We start from the raw sequence: 26,452 nt of genomic DNA, 5'->3' as shown, positions 1-26,452 counted from the left end.
CGCGGGTCGAGGCCGTCAAGGGCGGGTATCGTTCAGCGCACCAACGAATCGAGAGCGGGGAGAGCACATGGCAGCGGTGGATCTCGCCACCCATCCCGGGCACCTCGCCCGGCGGCTCCAGCAGGCGCACTACCTGCTGTGGAACACGATGGTCTCGGAGGAGATCACCTCGCCGCAGTTCGCCGTCATGAACGCGCTCGTCGCCGAGCCCGGGCTCGACCAGCGGACCGTGGGCGAGCGGGTGGGCCTGGACCGGTCGACCATCGCCGAGGTCATCAGCCGGCTCGACCGCCGAGGGCTGCTGCACAAGGTGCGCGACCCGCAGGACGGCCGGCGCTTCCTGCTCCGCCTCACCGACGACGGCCTGCGCACCCACCGCAGGCTGACCGTGCGCACCGCCCGGATGAACCAGGTGTTCCTCGCCCCGCTGTCCGCCGAGGAGCAGACCGTGTTCCTCGACCTGATCCGCCGGGTCGCCGACGCCGCCGAGGAACTGCGCAACCCCGCCGAGCCCCTGGCCGCCCAGGGCTGACCCCCTGACCGGGCCCGCCCGCAGGCACCCGGGACGGGTCCGGCGTGGGCACGCCGGGGCGTCTTCGGCCAGGGGTTCAGGAGCGGTGCCCGCGGGGTACCCGGCCGGCCGCCGCACACGGCACACAGTCCGCAGCCGTACGCGTGACCGAGGGAGCGCGACCGTATGAAGGCAGTCACCTGGCAGGGCAAGCGGGACGTCCGGGTCGAGGACGTGCCCGACCCCCGGATCGAGGAACCCACGGACGCCGTCATCCGCGTCACATCCACCGGGCTGTGCGGCTCCGACCTGCACCTGTACGAGGTGCTCACCCCGTTCATGACCCCGGGGGACATCCTCGGCCACGAACCCATGGGCATCGTGGAGGAGGTCGGCCCCGAGGTGCCGGACCTGCGCCCCGGCGACCGCGTGGTGGTGCCCTTCCAGATCGCCTGCGGACACTGCTTCATGTGCGACACCGGGCTGCCCACCCAGTGCGAGACCACGCAGGTCACCGGCGAGGGCATGGGCGCCCCCCTGTTCGGTTACACCCGCCTGTACGGCGCCGTACCGGGCGGTCAGGCCGAGTACCTGCGCGTCCCGCAGGCGCAGTTCGGGCCCATCAAGGTGCCCGAAGGACCGCCGGACGACCGGTTCGTCTACCTCTCCGACGTGCTGCCCACCGCCTGGCAGGCCGTCGAGTACGCCGCCGTCCCGCCCGGCGGCACCCTCGCGGTCCTCGGCCTCGGCCCGATCGGTGACATGGCCTGCCGGATCGCCCTGGCCCGCGGCGCGGAACGCGTCTTCGGCGTCGACCTGGTGCCCGAGCGGCTCGCCCGGGCGCAGCGGCGCGGGGTGGAGACGTACGACCTACGGGCCTTCGACGACGAGAAGGCACTGGTCCACGCCATCCGGGACGTCACCGGCGGCCGGGGACCGGACGCCGTGATCGACGCCGTCGGCACCGAGGCGCACGGCAGCCATGCCGCCAAACTCGCCCAGACGGCCACCGCGCTCATGCCGCGCAAGCTCAGCGGGCCCCTCGCCGAACGCTTCAGCATCGACCGGCTCGGCGCCCTGTACACGGCCATCGACCTGGTCCGCCGCGGCGGCACGATCTCGCTCAGCGGCGTCTACGGCGGCATGGCCGACCCGATGCCGATGCTCACCCTCTTCGACAAGCAGATCCAGCTCCGGATGGGCCAGGCCAACGTCCGCACCTGGACCGACCGGATCATGCCGTACCTGACGGAGGAGGACCCGCTGGGCGTGGAGGACTTCGCCACGCACCGGCTGCCGCTGTCGGAGGCGCCGCACGCGTACGAGATGTTCCAGCGCAAGCAGGACGGCGCCGTGAAGATCCTGATGCAGCCGTGAGCCCCGCGCTGTCGTGAGCCTCCTCAGGCGGTCGCAGCGCTCATGCGGCCCTGGGCCTCACGCGGTCAGCTCCGGTCCCTCTCGCCGAGGATCTCCGCCAGGTCGTAGCGCACCGGCTCCTCCAGCTGGGCGTAGGTGCAGCTCTCCGGCGTACGGTCCGGGCGCCAGCGACGGAAGCGGGCCGTGTGCCGGAACCGCTGCCCGTTCTCCATGTGGTCGTACGCCACCTCGGCGACCCGCTCCGGCCGCAGCGGCACCCAGGACAGGTCCTTCTTGCCGGACCAGCGGCTCGGCGCGCCCGGCAGCCGGGCCGTCTCGTGTGCGGCCTCGTCCGTCCAGGCGGCCCAGGGGTGCCCGGACACGTCGTCCATGCGCAGCGGCTCCAGTTCCCCGACCAGCTCGGCGCGCTTCTTCATGGCGAACGCGGCCGACACGCCCACGTGCTGGAGCCGGCCGTGCTCGTCGTACAGCCCCAGCAGCAGCGAGCCCACCACCGGGCCGCTCTTGTGTAGGCGGTACCCGGCGACGACGACGTCCGCCGTCCGCTCGTGCTTGATCTTGAACATGGCCCGCTCGTCCTGGAGGTAGTGCAGGGTGAGCGGCTTGGCGACGACCCCGTCGAGGCCGGCGCCCTCGAACCGCTCGAACCAGTTCCGGGCCACCTCGATATCGGTCGTGGAGGGCGCCAGGTGCACCGGCGGGGTGGCCGCGGCCAGGGACCGGTCCAGCAGGGCGCGGCGGTCGGTGAGCGGGACGTCGAGCAGGGCGTGGTCGTCCAGGGCCAGCAGGTCGAAGGCGACGAAGGAGGCCGGGGTCCGCTCCGCCAGCGTCCGCACCCGGGAGGCCGCCGGGTGGATCCGCTCGGTCAGCGCGTCGAAGTCCAGCCGGCCGTTCCGGGCGATCACGATCTCCCCGTCCAGCACGCACCGCTCGGGCACCCGCTCCTTCAGCGCCTCGACCAGCTCGGGGAAGTACCTGGTGAGCGGCTTTCCGGTGCGGCTGCCCAGCTCGACCTCGGCGCCGTCCCGGAACACGATCGCCCGGAACCCGTCCCACTTCGCCTCGTAGTGCATCCCCGGCGGGATGCTCGCCACCGACTTGGCGAGCATCGGCTTCACGGGCGGCATGACGGGCAGATCCATGCATCCGATTCTGCGCGCCTACGTCGGATTCCGCTCAGATACACCCTGCTTCGTCCCGGTATGCGCGCTGTACGGGGCGCGCCTACCGTGGCCGCATGGGCGATGCGGTGGAACTGGAGGTGGGCGGCCGGACCGTACGGCTGTCCAGTCCGGACAAGGTGTTCTTCCCGGAGCGCGGCTTCACCAAGCTGGACCTCGCCCGCTACTACACCGCCGTCGGCCCCGGCATCCTGCGCGCCCTGCGCAACCGCCCCACCACCCTGGAGCGCTACCCGGACGGCGTCGGCGGCGAGTGGTTCTTCCAGAAACGGGCCCCGAAGGGCATGCCCGACTGGATCCCGACCGCCCATATCACCTTCCCCAGCGGGCGCAGCGCCGACGAGATGTGCCCCACCGAGGAGGCCGCCGTGGTGTGGGCCGCCCAGTACGGCACGCTCACCTTCCACCCCTGGCCGGTGCGGGCCGCCGATGTCGACCACCCCGACGAACTCCGCATCGACCTCGACCCGCAGCCCGGTACCGACTACGCCGACGCCGTCCGCGCCGCCCACGAACTGCGGTCCGTGCTGGAGGAGTTCGGCGGGCTGCGCGGCTGGCCGAAGACCTCCGGCGGGCGGGGCCTGCACGTCTTCGTGCCCATCGAACCGCGCTGGACCTTCACCCAGGTGCGCCGCGCGGCGATCGCGGTCGGCCGGGAGATGGAACGCCGGATGCCCGAGCAGGTGACCATCAAGTGGTGGAAGGAGGAACGCGGGCGCCGCATCTTCCTCGACTACAACCAGACGGCCCGGGACCGCACCATCGCCTCCGCCTACTCCGTACGGCCCCGCCCGCACGCCCCCGTCTCGGCACCCCTGCGCTGGGAGGAGGTCGGCGTGGCCGAGCCCCGCGACTTCGACCTCGCCACCATGCCGGCCCGGTTCGCCGAACTCGGCGACGTGCACGCCGACATGGACGAGCACGCCTACTCCCTGGAGGCGCTGCTGGACCTGGCCCGCCGGGACGAACACGACCACGGCCTCGGCGACCTGCCGTACCCGCCGGAGTACCCGAAGATGCCCGGCGAACCGAAACGCGTCCAGCCGAGCCGGGCCCGGCGCGAGTCCTCGTCCTGAGACCCCGGCGGGCCGGTGGGTGATCACGGCGGGGTGACCCGTGTCCTGACCCGGTCCGCACCGGCACCGGCCGGACCGGCGCCGCGCGGCTATCCTGATCGCCAGCCGCCGAGGAGGAGTCCCGAAGTGACCGAGGCAGTCTCGCGCCCCACGCTGGAGGCCGTGGCCGCACGGGCCGGCGTGTCCCGGGCCACCGTGTCCCGGGTGGTCAACGGCGGCGACGGGGTCCGCGAACCGCTGGCCGAGCGGGTCCGGCGGGCCGTCGAGGAACTGGGCTACGTCCCCAACCAGGCGGCGCGCAGCCTCGTCACCCGGCGGCACGACGCCGTCGCGGTGGTCATCGCCGAGCCCGAGACCAAGGTCTTCGCCGACCCCTTCTTCGCCCTCCAACTGCGCGGCATCAGCAAGGAGCTGACCGCGCACGACAACCAGCTCGTGCTGCTGCTCACCGAGGGCCGCGCCGACCACGCGCGCGTCGCCCGGTATCTCGCCGGCGGCCATGTCGACGGCGCGCTCGTCTTCTCCCTCCACCTGGACGACCCGCTGCCCGGCCTCATCCACGACGCCGGCGTGCCGACCGTGTTCGGCGGACGCCCCGGCTGGGGCGAGGACACCCCGGCGGCGGACCCGGGCGTGGCGTACGTCGACTGCGACAACCGGGGCGGGGCCCGCGCGGCCGTACGGCACCTGCTGGACCTCGGCCGCCGGCGCATCGCGCACATCACCGGTCCGCTGGACCAGACCTCGGCGGCGGACCGGCTCGACGGCTACCGGGACGTCATGGCCGACGTGCTGGGCGAGAGCGATCCCCGGCTGGTCGTGCAGAGCGACTTCACCCCGGCCGGCGGCGAACGCGCCATGCGGGAGCTCCTCGGCCGCTGCCCCGACGTCGACGCCGTGTTCGCCGCCAACGACCTCACCGCCCTCGGCGCGCTGCGCGTGCTGCGCGAGAGCGGCCGGCGGGTGCCGGAGGACGTCGCCGTGGTCGGCTTCGACGACATGGTGCCGGTCACCGAACAGACCGAGCCCCCGCTGACCACGGTCCGGCAGGACATCGAGGAGATGGGCCGGCTGATGGCCCGCCTGCTGCTCCAGGGCCTCCCCGACGGCCGCCACCGGCCCCCCGCGCTCCCCGGCGTCCCCGGCTCGCCGGGCACGGCGGTGATCCTGCCGACGACCCTGATACGCCGCGCCTCCGCCTGACGGCCACCGCGCGCTCCGCGCGACTCACCCCTGCGCGCCGCGCCGGCTCAGGCTCCTGCGTTCGTCGCCGGCTCAGGCCCCGGCGTCCCACCGCTCGGCCGTCACGGTTCGCGGTGGCTCAAGCTCTCCGTTCCGCGCCGGCTCAGGCCCCTGCGCTCCACGGCGGCCCGACCCCCGCGCTCCGCGCCGGCTCAACGCCCGCGCTCCGCGGCGCCGCTCAGCCCTGCGCCGGCTCGCTTCTGATCACCGCGAAGCGGACCCCGTACGGATCGGCGAGCTTGGCCATGCGGCCCACGCCCTCCAGGGTCGCCGCGGGCATCCGCACCGTCCCGCCGAGCCGCTGCGCCTGCTCCACCACGGCGTCGGTGTCCACCACCTCGAAGTACGGCAGCCAGTACGGACCGGGCTCCGCCTCGTCCGGCGCGTCGGCCAGCGGCACCATCCCGCCGAACATGGCCTCCTCCCCGGCGCCGTCGGGATTGACGCAGGTGTACGTCCCGCCCGCGAACGGCACCCCGGAGGTCTCCAGGCCGAGCACCCGGCGGTAGAACGCGGCGGCCGCCGCGATGTCCGGTGTGTACAGCTCGACCCAGCACAGCGAACCCGGCTCGCCCGCCACGTCCACGCCCTTGGTCCGCCCCGGCTGCCAGATCCCGAACCGCACGCCCGCCTGGTCGGCGAGGACCGCCATATGACCCTGGCCCATCACGTCCGTCGGCGGGAACAGCACTCTGCCGTGGGCCCCTTCGGCCGCCTTGGCGGTGGCCTGGGCGTCCTCGCTCTGGAAGTACACCGTCCAGGCCGGCGGTCCCTGCCCGGGACCGGTCTGCATACCGCCCGCCACGGTCCTGCCGTCCAACTGGAAGAAGCCGTAACCGCCGGCGTCCGGTCCCGCCGACTCGAACCGCCAGCCGAACAGGGTGCCGTAGAAGGAGGCCGCGCCGTCGATGTCGGGGCTGCCGACGTCGATCCAGTTGGGCGCGCCGTCCACGAAACGGGTGGTGAGCATCTCGGCCCTCCTCGCAAGGGGTCCCGTCCTGTGCACTGCCGAGTCTCGCACCGCCCACTGACAATCGCCGCCGGAACACCGTGGCGCGCCGGACCGCCCCCGCCCTCACCCGGCGTGACAGCGCGCACTCTCCCCGTTTCCCCGCCGGCCCCGCGCGCCGCCGTGCGCGCGCCGCGCCCGGGGGAGCATCATCGGAGCGGCCGGGACCCCCGGGTGCGCCCGACGGCCACGGCGCCGACCGAACGGCGTCGGTCGGCGGGGATCGAACGGCGTCGGACGGCGGGCATCGAACCGCGTTGACCGGCGTGGACCGAACGGCGTCGACCCGCGTGGACCGACGGCGTTGAGCCGGCGTTGATCGAACGTTTTTCGGCGTGGGGCAGGCTCCTGGCCATGCACATCGACACCATCACCCCGGCCGACGACACCTGGCAGGCGCAGGCCCTGTGCGCGCAGACCGGGCCGGACTTCTTCTTCCCCGAGCCCGGCAGCTCGGTGCGCGAGGCGAAGCGCATCTGCGCCATGTGCGAGCTGCGCCCGGCCTGTCTGGAGTACGCGCTGGCCCACGACGAGCGGTTCGGCGTCTGGGGCGGCCTGTCGGAGAAGGAACGCCTCGCCCTCCGCCGCACCGCCCCCTGACGCCGCCGGCACCGCACGCGCGCGGGCCGTCAGGCTCCGGCGCGCGCCGCCATCCGGGCCTTGCGCGCGGCCAGCTTCTCGTCGAACTTCAGCGCCTCCGCGTCCAGCCCGCCCAGGAACAGGCCGAGTTCCTCCTGCGCCTGGCGCCCCTCGGGGCCGAGGCCGTCGATCTCCATGACCTTCAGGAAGCGCAGCACCGGCTGCAGCACGTCGTCGTGGTGGATCCGCAGGTTGTAGACCTCGCCGATCGCCATCTGCGCGGCGGCCCGCTCGAAGCCGGGGATGCCGTGGCCGGGCATGCGGAAGTTGACGACGACGTCCCGGACCGCCTGCATGGTCAGATCGGGGGCCAGTTCGAAGGCGGCCTTCAGCAGGTTGCGGTAGAAGACCATGTGCAGGTTCTCGTCGGTCGCGATGCGGGACAGCATGCGGTCGCAGACCGGGTCCCCGGACTGGTGCCCGGTGTTGCGGTGGGAGATCCGCGTGGCCAGCTCCTGGAAGGCGACGTAGGCGACCGAGTGCAGCATCGAGTGCCGGTTGTCGGACTCGAAGCCCTCGCTCATGTGCGACATGCGGAAGCGCTCCAGCTGGTCCGGGTCCACCGCACGCGAGGCCAGCAGGTAGTCGCGCATCACGATGCCGTGCCGGCCCTCCTCGGCCGTCCAGCGGTGCACCCAGGTGCCCCAGGCGCCGTCCCGGCCGAACAGCGAGGCGATCTCGTGGTGGTAGCTCGGCAGGTTGTCCTCGGTCAGCAGGTTGACCACGAGGGCGATCCGGCCGATCTCCGTCACCTTGGACTGGTCCTTGTCCCAGGCCTCCCCGTCCTCGAAGAGGCCCGGGAAGTTGCGGCCGTCGCTCCACGGGACGTACTCGTGCGGCATCCAGTCCTTGGCGACCTTCAGATGCCGGTTCAGCTCGTTCTCGACCACTTCCTCCAGTGCGTGGAGCAGCCGCGCGTCGGTCCAGACGGACGGGCTGCCGAGGTGGGGAGAAGTGATCGTCACGGGAACTCCAGGGGGACGCCGAACAGAAGGGGGAGGAAAGGGGTGGTCCGGCGAGCGGTGCCGGAAAACCTACGTGATCGTAGGCTACGAAGCCGTAGGTTACGAAGCCGTAGGTTAAGGCTGTCGTAAAGAACCGCTGATCAGCCCGCCCGTACGGACTCCCGCAGGCACGCCGAACAGCCCCGGGACCCGCAGGTCCGGGGGCTGCCGGGGAGTGGGGCCCACCCGGTCAGGCGTACAGCTCCCGCAGGCGCACCGAGAGGCAGGTCACACAGCCCTCCAGCTTCTCGAACTCGCTGATGTCGACCGTCACCACGGTGTGCCCGAGATCGGTCAGCAGCTCCGCGGTCTTCGGCGCGCTCGCCGCCATCAGCAACGTGTTGCCGCCGAGCAGCACCACATGGGCGCCGGACTCCTCCGGCACCGACAGGAAGCCCGGGAACAGCGACGGCCGGTCGATCTTCGGTATCTGCCCGATCACCGTGCCGTCGGGCAGCGCGGTCACCGCCGACTTCAGGTGCAGCACCCGGCTCACGGGCACGGCCACCACGCGGGCGCCGAGCGGCTCGAAGGCAGCCCGCAGCTGCTGCACGCCGGCCGCGTTGGTCCGTCCGCCCCGGCCGACGTACACGGTGTCGCCGACCTTCAGGACGTCACCGCCGTCCAGCGTGCCCGGCTCCCAGATCCAGTTCACCGAGCAGCCGAGGCGGGCCACCGCCTCCTCGACGCCGGCGGTCTCCGGCCGCCGGGACTCGGCGCCGGGCCGGGTGATCAACGCCACGTTCCTGTACATGACCACGGTGTCCTCCACGAACACCGAGTCCGGGCAGTCGTCGGCCGGTTCGACCTCGATCGTCTCCCAGCCGTGCGCGCGGAGGGCCTCGACGTAGGCCTCCCACTGTTCGCCGGCGAGCCCGATGTCGACCTTCTCCCGCTCGATGTGCGTCACCAGGCCTTCGGCGAGGCGGGGGCTGGGGCGGCGGACGAGGGCCTTCTTGCTGGGCACGAGGGGCCTTTCGAATCGGTCGGTGCGGTGGTGCGGTGTCCGGCGCCGATCACACGGCGCCGGTCCGTCATCATGCAGGGCGCCCGGGCCAGGGCAAAACCCCCGGTGCCAGGCTGTGCCTGTCCTGATACCCCCGGCCCGTCAGGACGGCGGCACCGGGCCGGTCAGGCCGGGTCCCCGAGCGCCTCCGGTTCCGTCTCCGTCAGCTCCCCTCCCTCCATCAGCAGCCACCGGGTGATGCCGATCGACTCCAGGAACGGCAGGTCGTGGCTGGCCACGACCAGCGCGCCCTCGTACGACTCAAGGGCCGAGGTCAGCTGCCGGACGCTGGCCATGTCGAGGTTGTTGGTCGGCTCGTCGAGCAGCAGCAGCTGGGGCGCGGGCTCGGCGAGCATCAGCGCGGCCAGGGTCGCCCGGAAGCGCTCGCCGCCCGACAGGGTGGCCGCCTTCTGGTCGGCCCGCGCGCCCCGGAACAGGAAGCGGGCGAGCCGGGCCCGGACCCGGTTGTTGGTGGCGCCCGGCGCGAACCGGGCCACGTTCCCGGCGACCGACAGGGCGTCGTCCAGGACGTCCAGCCGCTGGGGCAGGAACCGCAGCGGGACGTGCGCCGTCGCCGTGCCCGACACCGGTGCCAGCTCCCCGGCGATCGTCCGCAGCAGTGTCGTCTTGCCGGCGCCGTTGCGGCCGACCAGCGCGATCCGCTCCGGGCCGCGCAGGTCGAGGATGCCCGGCACGCGTGCGTGGTAGGCCGTTTCCAGGTTCTCCAGGGTGAGCACCTGCCGGCCGGGCGGTACGGCCGTGTACGGCAGTTCGACGCGGATCTCGTCGTCGTCCCGGACCGCCTCCACCGCCTCGTCCAGCCGTTCCCTGGCCTCGGCGAGCCGCTCCTCGTGCATGATGCGGTGCTTGCCCGCGGACTCCTGGGCGGCGCGCCTGCGTGCCCCCATGACGATCTTCGGCTCGCGCTTCTGCTCGTACATCTTCTGGCCGTACCGCTTGCGGCGGGCCAGTTTGACCTGGGCGTCGGCCAGTTCGCGCTTCTGCTTGCGCACGTCGGCCTCGGCGACGCGCAGCATGCGCTCGGCCGCCTCCTGCTCGACGGCCAGCGCCTTCTCGTAGGCCGAGAAGTTGCCGCCGTACCAGGCGACCTCCCCGGAGCGCAGCTCCGCGATCTGGTCGACCAGGTCGAGCAGTTCCCGGTCGTGGCTGACCACGACCAGGACGCCCGGCCAGGAGGCGACGGCCTGGTACAGCCGCCGGCGCGCGTACAGGTCGAGGTTGTTGGTGGGCTCGTCCAGCAGCAGGATGTCGGGGCGGCGCAGCAGCAGCGCGGCGAGCCGCAGCAGCACCGACTCCCCGCCGGACACCTCGCCGACGGTCCGGTCCAGGCCGATGTGGCCGAGGCCGAGTTCGCCGAGGGTGGCCAGGGCGCGCTCCTCGACGTCCCAGTCGTCGCCGATCGTCTCGAAGTGCTCCGCGGCGGCGTCGCCCGCCTCGATGGCGTGCAGGGCGGCCCGTCGCTCGGCGATGCCGAGGGCCTGGTCGACGCGGAGCGTGGTGTCGAGCGTGACGTTCTGCGGGAGGTAGCCGGTCTCGCCGGCCGCCTTGACGGTGCCGTCGGCCGGGACGAGTTCCCCGGCCAGCAGCTTGAGCAGGGTGGACTTGCCCGATCCGTTGACGCCGACGAGACCGGTCCGGCCCGGACCGAAGGCGATGTCCAGCCCGTCGAAGACGGTGCTGCCGTCGGGCCAGGTGAAGGACAGGGAGGTGCAGGTGAGGGAAGCAGACATGGCGCCTCGCGAGGGGTGTGAGCGTTCGGGTGGACGCGTGTCGAGACACCGCGAGGCGGAAACCGAAGGGTCTGGGCAGGAAGGCCACGAAGAAAGGCCTGTGCCGGAGGACGGCTCGGACGCCGAGGTCGTACGCCGCGCACACCTCACCGGTGCATAGCTCACCAGTGCATACGCGGTGTCTCAGGACCTCAGACGAGCAACGTCCTTCTCCAATCGACGGCAACAGAACCGTTGTAGACGGTACGAGGGGGCTGGAAGGGCTGTCAACGCATTTGCCGCGCGGCCCTCCACGCGCGCGTGGCGCTCAGCGCGCGGTGCTCAGCATGCGTCCCGCATCAGCTCGGCCAGGTCGTGGTCCAGGTCGAACTGGAGGTGTTCCAGGCCGACGGGGACCAGGGCGTCCGCCGCCTCCAGGAACCGCCGGATCTCGCCCGAGCGCACGTGCACGATCGCGGTCCCCTCCGGGGCGTGGAACTCCAGCACCGTGCGGTCGTACCCGTACGGCCGCACGCGGACGTCGCCCTGGCCCTCGGGGCCCTGCAGGCCGGCGGTGAGCAGTTCGCGGGAGAAGGTCCAGCACACGTCGACACCCTCCAGGGTGGCCGGCGCCGGGAACGTCATGCGGACGGCGAACGGATCGCGCCGGTCGTAGCGCAGCGTGGCGGGAATGCTCGGCATGCGCGGTGCGGCGGCGACGAGACGGGCCTCTACGGGCTGCTCGATGACGGTGGACAACGCCTTGCTCCCTCGTGACGGCTGGACTACGCGCCGGTGTGCCACACCCGGCACTGGAAGAGACGACGGAATCGGCCCGTGCGTGCACACCCGGAACGAGTGACCTCGGTCACCGCCTTCATGCACGCACAACGCACGGCTGCTCCCGCGTGGTCGCGCGTTCCTCGCGGCAGGGGACGCCCTCTGGACGGCGCCGGGGGAGTGCGGCTAGCTTCGCCCGCCATGAGGCGCTTGGGGAGCACGCGACGCAGGGGACGGGCCGGCCGGTTGCTGACGGCGGGAGTGGCGTGCGGGGCGGCACTGGCCGCCCTGACGGTTCCGGCGGCCGAGGCCCGCCCGTTCGGCCAGGGCGGTGGCGCCGGCACGGCGGACGCGGGCCGGGGCGGCGTGCACTGGGCGGCGAAGGACACCGGCACCCCTCAGGTCCGCTTCCGGGGCCTCGCGGCCGTCGACCGGCACACCGCCTGGCTGGCCGGCACCGGCGGCACGGTGCTGCGTACGACGGACGGCGGCGCGAGCTGGCGGAACGTCTCTCCGCCGGGCGCGGCGGACCTGCAGTTCCGGGACGTGACGGCGTTCGACGCGCGCCGTGCGGTGGTGCTGGCCATCGGCGAGGGCGAGGCGTCCCGCGTGTACCGCACCGACGACGGCGGCACGACCTGGACGGAGTCCTTCCGCAACACCGACCCGAAGGCGTTCTACGACTGCCTGGCCTTCTTCGACCGCCGCCACGGCCTCGCCCTGAGCGACCCCGTGGACGGGAGGTTCCGCCTCCTGTCCACCGCCGACGGCGGACGCTCCTGGCGCGTGCTGCCCGCGGACGGCATGCCGCCCGCGCTGGACGGCGAGGCGGGCTTCGCCGCGAGCGGCCAGTGCCTGGTCACCTCCGGACCGGAGGACGTCTGGCTGGCCACCGGCGGCGGCGCCCACGCGCGCGTGCTGCACTCCGCCGACCGTGGGCTCACCTGGACGGCCGCCGACACCCCGGTCCCCGCGGGCGACCCGGCGAAGGGCGTGTTCGCGCTGGCCTTCCGCGACCGCACCCACGGCATCGCGGTCGGCGGCGACTACCGCCCCGACCAGCCCTCGCCCGACGCCGCCGCGGTCACCGCCGACGGCGGCCGCACCTGGCGCCGCGCCGCCGCGCCGCCGCCCGCGTACCGCTCCGGCGCCGCCTGGCTCCCGCACAGCCGCACCGCCGCGCTGGCCGTCGGTCCGACGGGCACCGACCTCACCACCGACGGCGGCCGCACCTGGCGGCCGTTCGACACGGGTTCCTACGACACCGTGGCCTGCACCGCGGACCTGAGCTGCTGGGCGGCCGGCGAACAGGGGCACGTGGCGCGGCTGGAACGGTGAGGTGGACAGGGGCGCGTGGCGCGGCTGGAAGGGTGAGGTAACCGGCCGCGAGGCGGGTACTCGATCCCTGCCGCAAAGGAAGGGAGCGATCATGCCAGCCGGTTCCAGCCCCAAGCGCGAACGTCAGTACGAGCACATCAAGAAGAGCGCGCAGGACCGGGGCGAGAGCACCGGGCGCGCCGAGGAGATCGCCGCGCGGACGGTGAACAAGGAACGCGCCCGCTCCGGCGAGTCCAAGACCGCCAGCCGCAGCTCGACGCAGGACATGTCGTCGAGCAAGCGCGGCGGCCAGCGGTCCGGCAACCGGGCCGGCTCGCACGGCCCGACGCGGGACCAGTTGTACAACGAGGCGAAGCAGCGCGGCATCGAAGGCCGTTCGCACATGAACAAGGACGAGCTGCAGCGCGCCCTGGACGCCAAGAAGGGCTGACGGCCCGGAGGCCGTCACGCCCCGCAGGACCGGTCCCCTCGGCTCAGCCGAGGGTCTGCCGGTGACGCGCCAGCTCGGGGGAGGTCTTCGTCGCGATGAACTCGGTGATGCGGTAGGCGCACACGCCGGCGACCGCGAACGGGTCGGTCGCGACGAGCTCCTCGATGCGGGCGCGGTCCCCCGCGACGGCGAGGATCACCCCGCCGTCGCGGGGGTTCTTGCGTCCCGAGGCCAGGAAGAAGCCCTTCTCGTACTGCTCCTCCAGCCAGGCGACGTGGTCCGGGAGAACGGCGTCCACGGCGTCGAGCGGCGCGGTGTAGGTCAGCTCCAGTACGAACATGATCATGAGCCTACCCCCGGCGGGCCGGCCGCCCGCGCCGGGCCCGTACAGTCACCCGGCATGACGATCGTTGGCGTACCCGCGGGCTGGCCCGCGACCGAGGAAGAGGCCCGCGCCGTCCAGGACGAGCTGCGCGGGCGGGTGGTGCTGGACGAGCCCGGTCCCCCGCCGGGGACGGGCCGGGTCACCGGAGTCGACGTCGCCTACGACGACGGCCTGGACCTGGTCGCGGCCGCGGCCGTGGTGCTGGACGCCGCCACCCTGGACGTCGTCGCCGAGGCGACGGCCGTCGGCCGGGTCTCCTTCCCGTACGTGCCCGGGCTCCTCGCCTTCCGGGAGATCCCGACCGTCCGCGCCGCCCTGGACCGGCTGCCGTGCCCGCCCGGCCTGGTCGTCTGCGACGGTTACGGCCTGGCCCACCCGCGCCGTTTCGGCCTGGCGAGCCACCTGGGCGTGCTCACGGACCTGCCCACCGTCGGCGTCGCCAAGAACCCGTTCACGTTCACCTACGACGACCCCGGGCCGGCCCGGGGCAGTTCCGCGCCGCTGCTCGCCGGGGCCGAGGAGGTCGGGCGCGCCCTGCGCACCCGGGACGGCGTCAAGCCGGTGTTCGTCTCGGTCGGCCACCGGGTGAGTCTCGGCAACGCGCTGGCGCACACGCTCGCGCTGACCCCGCGGTTCCGGCTGCCGGAGACCACGCGGCGGGCGGACGCCCTGTGCCGGCGCGCACTCCGCGAGGCGGCACAGGGGCTGACCGGCGACGGGGCTCAGGACTCCACGACGCGCCAGGCGCCGACCTCCTGATACGCCGAGTCGTACACGGGCGACCCCGCACCGGGTTCGAGGGCGTAATGGCGCAGATTGCCACCCCAGTACCGCAGGATGCGCTCCAGTTCGGCCACCCGGTCCTGCGCCACCGCGCCGTCCTCCACGGTCACTTCGAGCACGAACTTCACGTCCGCTCCGCCTCCTCGGCCTCGTCCGGCATGAGCTGCCATCGTCTCAGGCACGCGCCCGGCCGGGCCGGGCCCTGGAGCGGGCGGGCGCCGGTCAGCGCCGTGCCGCCACCCGGAAGGTGATGCCCGCGGCACACAGCCGTTCGGTCAGGGCGTCGCCCATCGCCTGCGCCGTGGTGACCTGCCCGGCCGACGGCGGAAGGTCGTCGAAGGCCAGGCACAGGGCCGCCTCGGCGAACATCTTCGCCGTCTCGTCGTACCCGGGGTCGCCGCCCGCGACCTCGGTGTACACCCGCCGTCCGCCGCCCTCGCCGACGAACCGCACGGTGAACCAGCTCCTCGCCCGCTTCTGCTCGCTCGGCCCGTCGCCCGGCTTGAGCCGGTCCGACAGCCAGCGCCGCGCGGGCGGCAGCTGGGCCGCGGCCGCCGCCGCGCCGACCGCGGCGATCCCGCCGAGGGCGACCGGCAGGCGGCGCACGGCGGCGTGGTGCCGGTACCGGAAGTCCGGGCCGTACCGCTCCAGCGCCCGCGCCGAACGGCGCACGATCTGCGGGTCGAGGGTGGGCAGCGGCAGTGCCCACGCGCCGACCTCGCCGGCGAACCGCGGCGCGCCCGCCACGGCCCTCACCCGGCGGTCCGGCAGCCGCGGCTCGTGCCGGGCCCGCTCGCGCGCGGCGGCCAGCATCCGCCGTCCGCGGGCCACCTGGGTCAGCGCCGAGGCGAGGGTGCCACCGGAGAACGCCGCGTCGACGGACACATAGCCGTCCACGGTCAGCGGCACGCCCTCGGGGAGCTGCCGGACCGTGAAGTACACGCCCAGGTCGTGCGGTACGGAGTCGAAGCCGCAGGCGTGCACCAGGCGGGCGCCCGTCTCACGCGCGCGTGCGTCGTGCCGGACGTACATCAGGTCCACGAACTCCGGCTCGCCGGTGAGGTCCAGATAGTCGGCCCCGGTGTCGGCGCAGGCGGCGACGAGGTCCTCGCCGTAGCGCACGTACGGCCCCACGGTCGTGGCGACCACGCGCGCGTGCTCGGCGAGGGCGCGCAGGGTGGCCGGTTCGGCCGCGTCGGCGCGCAGGACACCGACGTCCGCGCCGCCGGGCAGGCTCTCGCGCAGCCGCTCCAGCCGCCCCGGGTCGCGTCCGGCCACCGCCCAGCGCAGGTCCCGCGGCGCGTGCGCGGCCAGATAGCGGGCCGTGAGCGTGCCGACGAAGCCGGTGGCTCCGAAGAGCACGAGGTCGTAGGGACGGTCCGTCCCGCTCATCCTGCCCATGACACCCCTGGGTACGTGCGGCGCGTGCGCGGCCCGTCGTGCAGCCGCGCCGCTGTGGGTGGCCGAGGCTAGCGTGAGGGGAGCGGAGCCCGACGACCAGCCCGGAGGCAGCGGTGGCCGTAGCCAGGAATGGCCTGAAGAAGCGGGAGACAGCCCGCGCGCGGCGCACGGCCCGCGGTGCCCCGGCGGGCGGGGATCACTCGGTCGGGTGATGATCGGCGCTCCGGGCACTTGGCTAAGCGCTTGCTCGTTCAGGTCTTGTGTCCGGTGGAACGCGTTCTTAGCATCACCGGTGTTACATCATTGCTGTCACACAGGCCTGGGGGCTGGACGATGACAACGGCAGGGACGCCGCCGACGCCGGGCAACGGCCCGCTCTCGGGCGTGCGCGTGGTCGAGCTGGCCGGCATCGGGCCGGGCCCGTTCGCCGCGATGCTCCTGGCCGACCTGGGGGCCGACGTGGTCCGGGTGGACCGCCCGGGCGGCACGGACCTCGCGGTCCCCCCGGCCCAGGACGTCACCAACCGCAACAAACGCTCGGTCGTGGTCGACCTGAAGGCACCGGACGGCCCCGCACGCGTCCTGGACCTCGCCGAGCGCGCCGACATCCTCGTCGAGGGCTACCGCCCCGGCGTCGCCGAGCGGCTCGGGATCGGCCCCGCCGACTGCCACGCCCGCAACCCCCGCCTGGTCTACGGCCGGATGACCGGCTGGGGCCAGGACGGCCCGCTCGCCCACCGCGCCGGCCACGACATCGCCTACATCGCGCTCACCGGCACCCTCGGCATGATCGGCCGCCCCGACGAACCCCCGGCGGTGCCCGCCAACCTCCTCGGGGACTACGCGGGCGGCTCCCTCTACCTGGTCGTCGGCGTCCTCGCCGCCCTGCACCACGCGCGCGCGACCGGCACCGGCCAGGTGGTCGACGCGGCCATCGTGGACGGCACCGCCCACCTGTCCACGATGATCCACGGCATGCTCGCCGCCGGCGGCTGGCAGGACCGCCGCGCCGCCAACCTCCTGGACGGCGGCTGCCCCTACTACGGCACCTACGAGACCGCCGACGGCCGGTACATGGCGGTGGGCGCCCTGGAAGGCAAGTTCTACACCGAGTTCCTGCACCTGCTCGGCCTGGACGACCTCGCCTCCGCCCGCAAGGACTGGACCCGCTGGGGCGAACTGCGCGACCGGATCGCCGCCGCCTTCAAGTCCCGCACCCGGGACGAGTGGACGGCCGTCTTCGAGGGCACCGACGCCTGCGTGGCCCCCGTGCTGAGTCTGCGCGAGGCCCCCGCCCACCCGCACCTGGCCGCCCGCGGCACCTTCACCGACCACGGCGGCATCACCCAGCCCGCACCCGCCCCCCGTTTCTCCGCGACCCCCACCGCCATCCGCAGCGGCCCCGCCCGGCCCGGCGCGGACACGGCGGCGGTCGCCCGGGACTGGGGGACACCGGCACACCCGGCCGACGGCCCCGGCGGTCCCGGTGGCCGCGAGGACCCCGACGACCTGGTCACCGACGGCGGCTGACCCCGCCCACCCGCTCGGCCCACCCTCCCGAAAGGCACCCCAGTGAGCACCGAAGCGTACGTGTACGACGCGATCCGCACCCCGCGCGGCCGCGGCAAGGCGAACGGCGCCCTGCACGGCACGAAGCCCATCGACCTGGTCGTCGGCCTCATCCACGAGATCCGCGACCGCTTCCCCGGCCTGGACCCGGCCGCGATCGACGACATCGTGCTCGGTGTCGTCGGCCCCGTCGGCGACCAGGGCTCCGACATCGCCCGGATCGCCGCCATCGCCGCCGGACTCCCGGACACCGTCGCGGGCGTGCAGGAGAACCGCTTCTGTGCCTCCGGCCTGGAGGCCGTCAACCTGGCCGCCGCCAAGGTGCGTTCGGGCTGGGAGGACCTGGTCCTCGCGGGCGGTGTCGAGTCCATGTCCCGGGTCCCCATGGCCTCGGACGGCGGCGCCTGGTTCAACGACCCGATGACCAACCTCGCCGTCAACTTCGTGCCGCAGGGCATCGGCGCCGACCTGATCGCCACCATCGAGGGCTTCTCCCGCCGGGACGTGGACGAGTACGCGGCCCTGTCCCAGGAGCGCGCCGCCACCGCCTGGAAGGAGGGCCGCTTCGACCGCTCGGTGGTCCCCGTCAAGGACCGCAGCGGCCTGGTCGTCCTCGACCACGACGAGCACCTGCGCCCCGGCACCACCGCCGACTCCCTCGCCAAGCTGAAGCCGTCCTTCGCGGACATCGGCGACCTGGGCGGCTTCGACGCGGTCGCACTGCAGAAGTACCACTGGGTGGAGAAGATCGACCACGTCCACCACGCGGGCAACTCCTCCGGCATCGTGGACGGCGCCTCGCTCGTCGCGATCGGCTCCAGGGAGGTCGGCGAGCGCCACGGCCTCACCCCGCGCGCGCGGATCGTCTCCGCGGCCGTCTCCGGCTCCGAGCCGACCATCATGCTGACCGGCCCCGCCCCCGCCACCCGCAAGGCCCTGGCGAAGGCCGGGCTCACCATCGACGACATCGACCTGGTCGAGATCAACGAGGCGTTCGCGGCGGTCGTGCTGCGCTTCGTGAAGGACATGGGCCTCAGCCTGGACAAGGTCAACGTCAACGGCGGCGCCATCGCCCTCGGCCACCCGCTCGGCGCCACCGGCGCCATGATCCTCGGCTCGCTCATCGACGAACTGGAGCGCCAGGACAAGCGCTACGGCCTCGCCACGCTCTGCGTCGGCGGCGGCATGGGCATCGCCACCATCGTCGAGCGCATCTGAACTCCCCGCGGACAAAGCGACCGCAGACCTCAACGGAGACGACTGTCATGACCGAGAGCACCACCATCCGCTGGGAGCAGGACGACACCGGTGTCGTCACCCTCGTCCTGGACGACCCGAACCAGTCCGCGAACACCATGAACCAGGCGTTCCGCGACTCCCTCGCCGCGATCACCGACCGGCTGGAGGCCGAGCGGGACTCGATCCGCGGCGTCATCCTCACCTCGGCGAAGAAGACCTTCTTCGCCGGCGGCGACCTGCGCGACCTGATCCGGGTCACGCCCGAGACCGCACAGGAGCTGTTCGACGGCGGACTCGCCATCAAGCGGAACCTGCGCCGCATCGAGACCCTCGGCAAGCCGGTCGTCGCCGCCATCAACGGCGCGGCCCTCGGCGGCGGCTTCGAACTGGCCCTCGCCTGCCACCACCGGGTCGCCCTGGACACCTCCGGCACCAAGATCGGCTGCCCCGAGGTCACCCTCGGCCTGCTCCCCGGCGGCGGCGGTGTCGTCCGCACCGTCCGGCTGCTGGGCATCGCGGACGCCCTGCTGAAGGTGCTGCTCCAGGGCCAGCAGTACAACGCGCGGCGCGCCCAGGAGAACGGCCTCGTCCACGAGGTCGCCGCCACCCCCGAGGAACTCCTCGCCAAGGCCCGAGCCTTCATCGACGCCCACCCCGAGTCCCAGCAGCCCTGGGACAAGCCGGGCTACAGGATCCCCGGCGGCACCCCGGCCAACCCGAAGTTCGCCGCGAACCTGCCCGCCTTCCCGGCCAACCTGCGCAAGCAGACGAACGGCGCCCCCTACCCGGCGCCGCGCAACATCCTGGCGGCCGCCGTCGAGGGTTCCCAGGTCGACTTCGAGACCGCCCAGGTCATCGAGGCCCGCTACTTCGTGGAGCTGGCCGCCGGACAGACCTCGAAGAACATGATCCAGGCGTTCTTCTTCGACCTCCAGGCGGTCAACTCCGGCGCCAACCGCCCGAAGGGCGTCGAGCCCCGCCAGGTCCGCAAGGCGGCCGTCCTCGGCGCCGGGATGATGGGCGCCGGCATCGCCTACGCGTGCGCCCGCGCGGGCATCGACGTCGTCCTCAAGGACGTCTCCCTGGAGGCGGCCGTCAAGGGCAAGGGCTACTCGGAGAAGCTGTGCGCCAAGGCCGTCGCCCGGGGCCGCACCAGCCAGGAGAAGGCGGACGCGCTGCTGGCCCGGATCACCCCCACCGCCGAGGCGGCCGACCTCGCCGGCTGCGACGCGGTCATCGAGGCCGTGTTCGAGGACACCGCCCTCAAGCACAAGGTGTTCCAGGAGATCGAGCAGGTCGTCGCTCCCGACGCGCTGCTGTGCTCCAACACCTCCACGCTGCCCATCACCACGCTCGCCGAGGGCGTGCAGCGCCAGGCCGACTTCATCGGGCTGCACTTCTTCTCGCCGGTCGACAAGATGCCGCTGGTCGAGATCATCAAGGGCGAGCGCACCGGCGACGAGGCGCTCGCGCGCGCCTTCGACCTGGTACGGCAGATCAACAAGACGCCGATCGTCGTCAACGACTCGCGCGGCTTCTTCACCTCCCGGGTGATCGGCCACTTCATCAACGAGGGCGTCGCCATGGTCGGCGAGGGCGTCGAGCCCGCCTCCGTGGAGCAGGCCGCCGCCCAGGCCGGCTACCCGGCCAAGGTGCTCTCCCTCATGGACGAACTGACCCTCACCCTGCCGCGCAAGATCCGGAACGAGTCGCGCAGGGCCGTCGAGGAGTCCGGCGGCACCTGGACGACGCACCCCGCGGAGGCGGTCATCGACCGCATGGTGGACGAGTTCGGCCGCACCGGCCGCAGCGGAGGCGCCGGGTTCTACGACTACACCGACGACGGCAAGCGGGCCGGGCTCTGGCCGGGCCTGCGCGAGCACTTCACGAAGCCCGGGTACGAGATCCCCTTCCGGGACATGCAGGAGCGCATGCTCTTCGCCGAGGCGCTCGACACCGTACGCCTCCTGGAGGAGGGCGTCCTCACCTCCGTCGCCGACGCCAACATCGGCTCGATCTTCGGCATCGGCTTCCCCGGCTGGACCGGCGGTGTGCTCCAGTACATCAACGGCTACGAAGGGGGCCTGCCCGGGTTCGTGGCCCGCGCGCGCGAGCTGGCCGAGCGGTACGGCGAGCGGTTCACCCCGCCCGCGCTGCTCGTGGCGAAGGCGGAGAAGGGGGAGCCGTTCAGCGACTCAGCCCGCTCCTGAGCCGGTGAGCCACTCGCTCAGCTCCTCCCGCAGCGAGCGCTGGAAGGTGGTCAGCAGCGCCTGCACCACCAAGGGGTGCATGTGCGCCGACAGGGACTTCACGTCCCGGGCGTCCCGCTCCTCCACCTCGCCGCGCAAGAGCTGGGAGAGTTCGTGAGCCGCGGCGCGCGAGTGCTCCACGAGCACCTTGCGCGCCGCGAGGATCGCCTCCTGCGACAGCGGCACGTCCAGCAGCTGGACGCCGAGCCGGAGCAGTCCGGCGTCCACCCGGAAGTCGTCCCCGCCGGCGGGGACGACGACGTTCATCGCGGCGAGCCGCTCCACGTCCTCCTCGCCGAGCGGCCGGCCCGCCCGCCGCTCCAGCTCCCGGCGCGACACCGTCTCCACCGTCTCCGGAGCCCAGGAGGCGACCACCGCGCGGTGGATGGCCAGATCGTGCGGGGCGAGGTCCGCCGGCAGCTGCCGCAGATACCGCTCGATCCCCGCCAGCGTCATGCCCTGCTGCTGCAGCTCCTCGATCAGCGCCAGCCGCGCCAGGTGCCCGGGGCCGTAGTGCCCCACCCTGCGCGGGCCCAGCACCGGCGGCGGGAGCAGCCCCTTGCTGCCGTAGAAACGGACGGTGCGGACGGTGACGCCCGCCCGCGCGGCCAGCTCGTCGATGGTGAGGGGCGTCTCCTCGGTACCGGTCGTCATGTGCAGCAGTATCGCTGTCTCACCAATGGTGTGAAACCCGGAGGGAGCCCGTGACGGTCATGTGAGAAGAACCGCTCTGTGACGTGGGCCACCGCGTACCGGCTGATCCCTCTGGGAAACTGCTGCCTTGGTCTGTGCCGCAACACGAGGGTGGTGCGGGCCAAGACCTGCACGAACCCCGGGCCCACGAGGTCCGGGCGCACCAGGAATGGAACCACCCGTGAGCAAGGAAGCCGTGGAATCGGCACCGGCCACCACCCACCCCCAGGTGGCCCAGACGCCCGCGGACGCGGGCGACGCCGGTTACAGCAAGGACCTCAAGGCCCGCCACGTCAACATGATCGCCATCGGTGGCGCCATCGGCACCGGACTCCTCCTGGGCGCCGGCGGCCGCCTGCACAACGCCGGACCGGCGCTCGCCCTGGCCTACCTGGTCTGCGGCGTCTTCGCCTTCTTCGTCGTCCGGGCCCTGGGCGAGCTGGTCCTGTACCGGCCGTCCTCCGGTTCCTTCGTGTCGTACGCGCGCGAGTTCCTCGGCGAGAAGGGCGCCTACGTCGCCGGCTGGATGTACTTCCTGAACTGGTCGACCACCGGCATCGCCGACATCACCGCGATCGCGCTCTACACGCACTACTGGTCGATGTTCACCAGCATTCCCCAGTGGGTGCTCGCCCTGATCGCCCTCGCGGTGGTCCTGGCCGTGAACCTGATCTCGGTGAAGATCTTCGGCGAGATGGAGTTCTGGTTCGCGATCATCAAGGTCGCCACCATCGTGGGCTTCATGCTGATCAGCATCTTCCTGCTCGCCACCCAGCACAAGGTCGGCGGCCACACCCCCGGCCTGAGCGTCATCACCGACAACGGCGGCGTCTTCCCGCACGGTGTGATGCCGGTCGTCCTGGTCATGCAGGGCGTGATCTTCGCCTACGCCGCCCTGGAGCTGGTCGGCGTCGCCGCCGGCGAGACCGCCGAGCCGGAGAAGGTCGTCCCGCGCGCGGTGAACTCGATCATGTGGCGGGTGGGCCTGTTCTACGTCGGCTCGGTCGTGCTGCTCGCCCTGCTGCTGCCCGGTTCGGTGTACTCCGCCGACCAGAGCCCGTTCGTGACCGTGCTGTCCAAGATCGGTGTGCCGGCGGCCGGTGACGTGATGAACCTGGTCGTGCTGACCGCCGCCATGTCCTCGCTCAACTCCGGCCTGTACTCCACGGGCCGCATCCTGCGCTCGATGGCCATGGCCGGTTCGGCGCCGAAGTTCACCGCCCGCATGAACCGCAGCCAGGTGCCCTACGGCGGCATCCTGCTGACCTGCGCGGTCTGTGTGCTCGGTGTCGGCCTGAACTACCTCGTGCCCAGCCAGGCCTTCGAGATCGTGCTGAACGTCGCCTCCCTCGGCATCATCAGCACCTGGGTGATCATCATGATCTGCCACATGATCTTCGTCCGCCGTGCCCGCGCGGGACTGGCGACCCGGCCGCACTTCCAGCTGAAGTTCAGCCCGGTCACGGAGATCGCCACGATCGTGTTCCTGTTCGTCTGCCTCGGCATGATGTGGAACGACCCCGAGGTCGGCCGGAAGACCGTCCTGCTGATCCCGGTGATCGCCGTCATGCTGGTCGCCGGCTGGTTCGGCGTGCGCCGCCGGGTGTCGCAGAACCCCGACCAGGAACTGGCCCGGCTGACGAAGTAGCAGCTCAGCGCCACTGTCAGTGGCATCGCCTACGGTGGCGTCATGTCGGAGATCACATATGTCCGAGGTGACGCCACCGCGCCGTCGGCGAAGGGCGCCAAGGTGATCGCGCACGTCTGCAACGACGTCGGCGGCTGGGGGAAGGGCTTCGTGCTGGCCCTGTCCCGACGCTGGCCGGAGCCGGAGGCGGCGTACCGCGCCTGGTACCGCGACCGCGCGCGGAACGACTTCGGCCTGGGCGCGGTCCAACTGGTGCGGGTCGGCCCGGACGTCCGGGTGGCCAACATGATCGGCCAGCGGGGGACCAGAACGGGCAGCAAGGGCGTCCCCGTGCGCTACGAGGCGATCGACACCGCCCTCGACCGCCTCGCCGCCGAAGTGATCGAACTCGGCGCGTCCGTGCACATGCCCCGCATAGGCTGCGGCCTGGCGGGCGGCAGATGGTCCCGCGTGGAGCCGCTCATCACCGAGAGGCTCGTCAAGCGAGGGATCGCCGTGACGGTGTACGACCACGGGGAGGGCGGCGGATGAGCGGGCAGGCGGACGAGGCCGAGGTGCTGGTGCTGGGCGGGGCCGGCGTGGACACGATCGTCCACGTCCCCGAGCTGCCCCTGCCCTACGCGGACAGTTACATGATCGACTCCGGGATCCGCACGCGCGCGGGACAGACCGGGGACTTCGTCGCCCTGGGGCTGGCCGCGCTCGGCCTGCGCACCCACCACCTCGACCTGCTCGGTGACGACCCCGAGGGCGACCTCGTCCGCGCCCTGCACGCCGAGCACGGCATCGCCCTCACCGCGCTCCCGCAGCCCGCCGGCACCAAGCGGGCCGTCAACCTCGTCGGCCCGGACGGCCGCCGCCTGTCGCTCTACGACACCAGCCGCGCCCACCCCGACGACCGCTTCCCCGAGTCGACCCTGCGCGCACTGGCCGCGACGAGGCGGCACGTGCACGTGACGATCACCCAGCCGTGCGCCCACGCCCTGCCCGTCCTGCGGGAGACCGGCGTACCGCTCTCCACCGACCTGCACGACTGGGACGGCGAGAACCCGTACCACGAGCCGTTCGCGTACGCGGCCGACGTCGTCTTCCTGTCGGCCGCAGCCCTCACCGACCCCGAGCGGACCATGCGGCGCATCGCCGAACGGGGCCGGGCGAGGACCGTCGTCGCCACCGCGGGCGCGGAGGGCGCCCATCTGCTCGCCGACGGGGAGCTGACCCGGATACCGGCGGCGGACCCGCCCGCGCCGGTGGTCGACTCCAACGGCGCGGGCGACGCCTTCGCCGCCGCGTTCCTCTACGGCCGGCTCAGCGGCGAGCCACCCGAGCGGTGCGCCCGGTACGGCGCGATCGCGGGTGCCTACGCGTGCACCGTCCCGGCCGCCCGCGCGGACGCGATAGGCCGGGACGAGCTGCTGCGGCGGGCGGCCGCAGCCGGCCGCTGAGGCACCGGGACCGCGCCGAGGCACCGGGACCGCCGAGGCACCGGGCGACCGAGGGGCCCCGGCACCGGCGCCCTCGGCCGGTCAGTGCCCGTGCACCTCGTTCGTCGCCTCGATCTTCTTCCAGGACTTCGGCTGCGCCACCGCCGTCCCCGTCTTCACCAGGGCGCGGACCGACGGCGCGGCCGGCTTCTCCGGCTGGAACAGCCAGGTGTCGAACAGCGCGGACAGCGGCTTGCCGGACACCTGTTCGGCGTACTTCTGGAAGTCGGCCACCGAGGCGTTGCCGTAGGCGTGCTCCTTCGGCCAGCCCTTCAGGACGGCGAAGAACGCGTCGTCACCGATCTCGTTGCGCAGCTCCTGGATGGCGAGGGCGCCCCGGTCGTAGACAGCGCTGGCGAACTGCTCGTCCGGACCCGGGTCACCCGGCTTCACGGTCCAGAAGGCGTCGTCGGCCGGGTGCGAGGCGTACACGTAGTCGGCGAGTTCCTGCGCCGTGCCCTCGCCCTCGTGCTCGGACCACAGCCACTGCGCGTACCGGGCGAACCCCTCGTTGATCCAGATGTCCTTCCAGCCCTTCAGCGACACGTAGTCGCCGTACCACTGGTGGGCCAGCTCGTGCACGACCACGGAGGTGTTGGAGCCGTTCGCGAACTGCCTCGGGCTGTAGTAGACCCGGGTCTGCGTCTCCAGGGCGTACCCGGTGGTGGTGTTGGGCACATAGCCGCCCGCGGTGCTGAACGGATAGGGCCCGAAGTAGCCGCTCAGCCAGTCCACGATCTCCCCGGTGCGCTCCACGCTGGCCCGCGCGGCCCCGTCGGTGTCGCCGAGGTCCTTGCTGTAGGCGTTGACGACGGGCACCCCGCCGTCGGAGGTGCCGGTGGTGATGTCGAACTTCCCCAGCGCCAGCGTGGCCAGGTAGGTGGCCTGCGGCTTGTTCTGCCGCCAGTTGTAGCGGGTCCAGCCCAGCTTCGAAGCGGTCGACTGGAGCGTGCCGTTGGAGAGGGCCTGGGTGCCGTCCGGCACGGCCACCGACACGTCGTAGGTGGCCTTGTCCGTCGGGTGGTCGTTGCTCGGGAACCACCACCAGGCGGCCTCGGGCTCGTTGGCGGCCACGCCCCCGTCGGGCGTGCGGTGCCAGGAGGTGAAGCCGTAGGCGCTCTTCGCCGACGGCACGCCGCTGTAGCGGACCACCACCGTGATCTGGGTGCCCTTGGCCAGAGGTGTCTTCGGGGTGACGACCAGTTCGTGCTCGCCGGACGTCGTGAAGGACGCCTCGGCGCCGTTGACCCGGACCTCGCTCACGTCCAGCAGGAAGTCCAGGTCGAAGCGGGACAGGTCCTGCGTGGTCTTCGCCAGGATCGTCGCGGTGCCCTGCAACTCGTCCGTCTTCGGCTGGTACCGCAGCCTCAGGTCGTAATGGGAGACGTCGTAGCCGCCATTGCCGTAGTACGGGTAGTAGGGGTCGCCGATGCCCGGTGTGCCGGGGGAGTAGCTCGCGGCCGATGCCGGGATCGCCAGCAGGACGGAGGCCGCCGCCAGTGCGCCCGGCGCGATCATTCTGCGGTGCACGTCAGCTCCAAGTCGTCAGGACTGCAAGTCCGTTCGGAGAACACTGCTCGGAGCCTATTCAGTCCCCGTGGTCTCCGACCTGTCCATGGCCACTGCTGTCACACGATCGCCATTCAGCCGACACGCGCCCCGGAAAGCCCTCTTCTTT

Annotated in this window: 25 protein-coding genes; 14 read left to right on the top strand and 11 right to left on the bottom strand. The window is 72.6% G+C overall.

The genetic code is table 11. The features are described from left to right. Window positions 1–67: 67 nt before the first annotated feature. Together IEZ20_RS26500 and IEZ20_RS26495 are read left to right on the top strand one after the other, a co-directional pair. Window positions 68–532: a MarR family winged helix-turn-helix transcriptional regulator gene (locus IEZ20_RS26500; protein WP_189303129.1), complete on the top strand. Its 465-nt coding sequence runs from the start codon at window positions 68–70 to the stop codon at window positions 530–532. A gap of 165 nt (window positions 533–697) precedes the next feature. Continuing rightward, window positions 698–1,888 (top strand): zinc-dependent alcohol dehydrogenase, encoded by a 1,191-nt coding sequence (locus IEZ20_RS26495; protein WP_189303127.1) that lies wholly within the window; start codon window positions 698–700, stop codon window positions 1,886–1,888. Between the two features lie 65 nt (window positions 1,889–1,953). On the opposite strand, the gene IEZ20_RS26490 is transcribed toward IEZ20_RS26495, so the two are convergent. Continuing rightward, entirely contained in the window at window positions 1,954–3,030 is a 1,077-nt protein-coding gene (locus IEZ20_RS26490; RefSeq protein ID WP_189303125.1) for an ATP-dependent DNA ligase, read from the bottom strand. A gap of 95 nt (window positions 3,031–3,125) precedes the next feature. On the opposite strand from IEZ20_RS26490, the gene ligD reads away from it, so the two are divergent. Together ligD and IEZ20_RS26480 are read left to right on the top strand one after the other, a co-directional pair. After that, window positions 3,126–4,145, top strand: a complete 1,020-nt coding sequence (gene ligD, locus IEZ20_RS26485; protein ID WP_189303123.1) for a non-homologous end-joining DNA ligase — start codon at window positions 3,126–3,128, stop codon at window positions 4,143–4,145. 126 nt (window positions 4,146–4,271) lie between these two features. Beyond that, window positions 4,272–5,348, top strand: a complete 1,077-nt coding sequence (locus IEZ20_RS26480; protein ID WP_189303121.1) for a LacI family DNA-binding transcriptional regulator — start codon at window positions 4,272–4,274, stop codon at window positions 5,346–5,348. A 217-nt stretch (window positions 5,349–5,565) separates the two neighbouring features. On the opposite strand, the gene IEZ20_RS26475 is transcribed toward IEZ20_RS26480, so the two are convergent. Further along, window positions 5,566–6,357 carry a VOC family protein gene (locus tag IEZ20_RS26475; RefSeq protein ID WP_189303119.1) on the bottom strand — a complete coding sequence of 264 codons (792 nt, stop codon included), beginning with the start codon at window positions 6,355–6,357 and terminating at the stop codon, window positions 5,566–5,568. Window positions 6,358–6,750: 393 nt separating this feature from the next. Here IEZ20_RS26475 and IEZ20_RS26470 point away from each other — a divergent pair, with 393 nt between their 5' ends. After that, a complete protein-coding gene (locus IEZ20_RS26470) occupies window positions 6,751–6,996 on the top strand; it encodes a WhiB family transcriptional regulator (protein ID WP_189303117.1) in 246 nt (81 codons plus the stop codon). Between the two features lie 29 nt (window positions 6,997–7,025). Here the strand turns inward: IEZ20_RS26470 and IEZ20_RS26465 are convergent, their stop codons facing one another. The 4 genes from IEZ20_RS26465 to ssgD form a co-directional block, all read right to left on the bottom strand. Then, window positions 7,026–8,000, bottom strand: coding sequence for an acyl-ACP desaturase (locus IEZ20_RS26465; RefSeq protein ID WP_189303115.1), 975 nt, complete (start codon window positions 7,998–8,000; stop codon window positions 7,026–7,028). Between the two features lie 229 nt (window positions 8,001–8,229). Beyond that, entirely contained in the window at window positions 8,230–9,006 is a 777-nt protein-coding gene (gene ddaH / locus IEZ20_RS26460) for a dimethylargininase (protein WP_189303112.1), read from the bottom strand. 164 nt (window positions 9,007–9,170) lie between these two features. Continuing rightward, a complete protein-coding gene (locus tag IEZ20_RS26455) occupies window positions 9,171–10,796 on the bottom strand; it encodes an ABC-F family ATP-binding cassette domain-containing protein (RefSeq protein WP_189303110.1) in 1,626 nt (541 codons plus the stop codon). A gap of 321 nt (window positions 10,797–11,117) precedes the next feature. Next, window positions 11,118–11,534, bottom strand: coding sequence for a spore wall synthesis regulator SsgD (gene ssgD, locus IEZ20_RS26450; protein WP_189303108.1), 417 nt, complete (start codon window positions 11,532–11,534; stop codon window positions 11,118–11,120). Window positions 11,535–11,756: 222 nt separating this feature from the next. Here ssgD and IEZ20_RS26445 point away from each other — a divergent pair, with 222 nt between their 5' ends. Together IEZ20_RS26445 and IEZ20_RS26440 are read left to right on the top strand one after the other, a co-directional pair. Further along, on the top strand, window positions 11,757–12,893 hold the full coding sequence (locus IEZ20_RS26445) for a WD40/YVTN/BNR-like repeat-containing protein (RefSeq protein WP_189303106.1): 1,137 nt from the start codon (window positions 11,757–11,759) through the stop codon (window positions 12,891–12,893). Window positions 12,894–12,984: 91 nt separating this feature from the next. Then, the gene (locus IEZ20_RS26440; RefSeq protein WP_189303104.1) at window positions 12,985–13,323 is read left to right on the top strand and encodes a plasmid stabilization protein; all 339 of its coding nucleotides are present in this window, start codon (window positions 12,985–12,987) and stop codon (window positions 13,321–13,323) included. 43 nt (window positions 13,324–13,366) lie between these two features. Here IEZ20_RS26440 and IEZ20_RS26435 read toward each other — a convergent pair whose 3' ends face one another. After that, entirely contained in the window at window positions 13,367–13,663 is a 297-nt protein-coding gene (locus IEZ20_RS26435; RefSeq protein ID WP_189303102.1) for a YciI family protein, read from the bottom strand. Between the two features lie 60 nt (window positions 13,664–13,723). Between IEZ20_RS26435 and IEZ20_RS26430 the strand changes: the two genes are divergently transcribed. Further along, a complete protein-coding gene (locus IEZ20_RS26430) occupies window positions 13,724–14,467 on the top strand; it encodes an endonuclease V (protein WP_189303100.1) in 744 nt (247 codons plus the stop codon). Here IEZ20_RS26430 and IEZ20_RS26425 read toward each other — a convergent pair. Together IEZ20_RS26425 and IEZ20_RS26420 are read right to left on the bottom strand one after the other, a co-directional pair. Continuing rightward, window positions 14,431–14,619 (bottom strand): hypothetical protein, encoded by a 189-nt coding sequence (locus IEZ20_RS26425; RefSeq protein WP_189303098.1) that lies wholly within the window; start codon window positions 14,617–14,619, stop codon window positions 14,431–14,433. The two genes, IEZ20_RS26430 and IEZ20_RS26425, sit on opposite strands and share 37 nt — an antisense overlap. 94 nt (window positions 14,620–14,713) lie before the next feature. Beyond that, window positions 14,714–15,892 carry a saccharopine dehydrogenase family protein gene (locus IEZ20_RS26420; protein ID WP_189303096.1) on the bottom strand — a complete coding sequence of 393 codons (1,179 nt, stop codon included), beginning with the start codon at window positions 15,890–15,892 and terminating at the stop codon, window positions 14,714–14,716. A 333-nt stretch (window positions 15,893–16,225) separates the two neighbouring features. Between IEZ20_RS26420 and IEZ20_RS26415 the strand changes: the two genes are divergently transcribed. Genes IEZ20_RS26415 through IEZ20_RS26405 form a run of 3 tightly spaced genes read left to right on the top strand, consistent with a single transcriptional unit; the run spans window position 16,226 to window position 20,910 of the window. Further along, window positions 16,226–17,422, top strand: coding sequence for a CaiB/BaiF CoA transferase family protein (locus tag IEZ20_RS26415; RefSeq protein ID WP_229896275.1), 1,197 nt, complete (start codon window positions 16,226–16,228; stop codon window positions 17,420–17,422). Window positions 17,423–17,464: 42 nt separating this feature from the next. After that, window positions 17,465–18,679 carry an acetyl-CoA C-acetyltransferase gene (locus tag IEZ20_RS26410; protein ID WP_189303093.1) on the top strand — a complete coding sequence of 405 codons (1,215 nt, stop codon included), beginning with the start codon at window positions 17,465–17,467 and terminating at the stop codon, window positions 18,677–18,679. Window positions 18,680–18,726: 47 nt separating this feature from the next. Further along, the gene (locus IEZ20_RS26405) at window positions 18,727–20,910 is read left to right on the top strand and encodes a 3-hydroxyacyl-CoA dehydrogenase NAD-binding domain-containing protein (protein ID WP_189303091.1); all 2,184 of its coding nucleotides are present in this window, start codon (window positions 18,727–18,729) and stop codon (window positions 20,908–20,910) included. Here IEZ20_RS26405 and IEZ20_RS26400 read toward each other — a convergent pair. Then, window positions 20,896–21,603, bottom strand: a complete 708-nt coding sequence (locus IEZ20_RS26400; RefSeq protein ID WP_189303089.1) for a MerR family transcriptional regulator — start codon at window positions 21,601–21,603, stop codon at window positions 20,896–20,898. The genes IEZ20_RS26405 and IEZ20_RS26400 overlap by 15 nt on opposite strands. A 220-nt stretch (window positions 21,604–21,823) precedes the next feature. Here IEZ20_RS26400 and IEZ20_RS26395 point away from each other — a divergent pair, with 220 nt between their 5' ends. Genes IEZ20_RS26395 through IEZ20_RS26385 form a run of 3 tightly spaced genes read left to right on the top strand, consistent with a single transcriptional unit; the run spans window position 21,824 to window position 24,735 of the window. After that, a complete protein-coding gene (locus IEZ20_RS26395) occupies window positions 21,824–23,290 on the top strand; it encodes an amino acid permease (RefSeq protein WP_189303087.1) in 1,467 nt (488 codons plus the stop codon). A gap of 42 nt (window positions 23,291–23,332) precedes the next feature. Beyond that, window positions 23,333–23,821: a macro domain-containing protein gene (locus IEZ20_RS26390; protein WP_189303085.1), complete on the top strand. Its 489-nt coding sequence runs from the start codon at window positions 23,333–23,335 to the stop codon at window positions 23,819–23,821. Continuing rightward, entirely contained in the window at window positions 23,818–24,735 is a 918-nt protein-coding gene (locus IEZ20_RS26385) for an adenosine kinase (RefSeq protein WP_189303083.1), read from the top strand. The genes IEZ20_RS26390 and IEZ20_RS26385 overlap by 4 nt, the downstream gene beginning before the upstream one ends. Window positions 24,736–24,816: 81 nt before the next feature. Here IEZ20_RS26385 and IEZ20_RS26380 read toward each other — a convergent pair whose 3' ends face one another. After that, the gene (locus IEZ20_RS26380) at window positions 24,817–26,304 is read right to left on the bottom strand and encodes a M1 family metallopeptidase (protein ID WP_189303081.1); all 1,488 of its coding nucleotides are present in this window, start codon (window positions 26,302–26,304) and stop codon (window positions 24,817–24,819) included. Window positions 26,305–26,452 lie beyond the last annotated feature (148 nt).

The organism is Streptomyces cinerochromogenes (assembly GCF_014648635.1).
GTDB lineage: Bacteria > Actinomycetota > Actinomycetes > Streptomycetales > Streptomycetaceae > Streptomyces > Streptomyces cinerochromogenes.
This window is presented reverse-complemented; position numbering and strand designations above follow the sequence as displayed.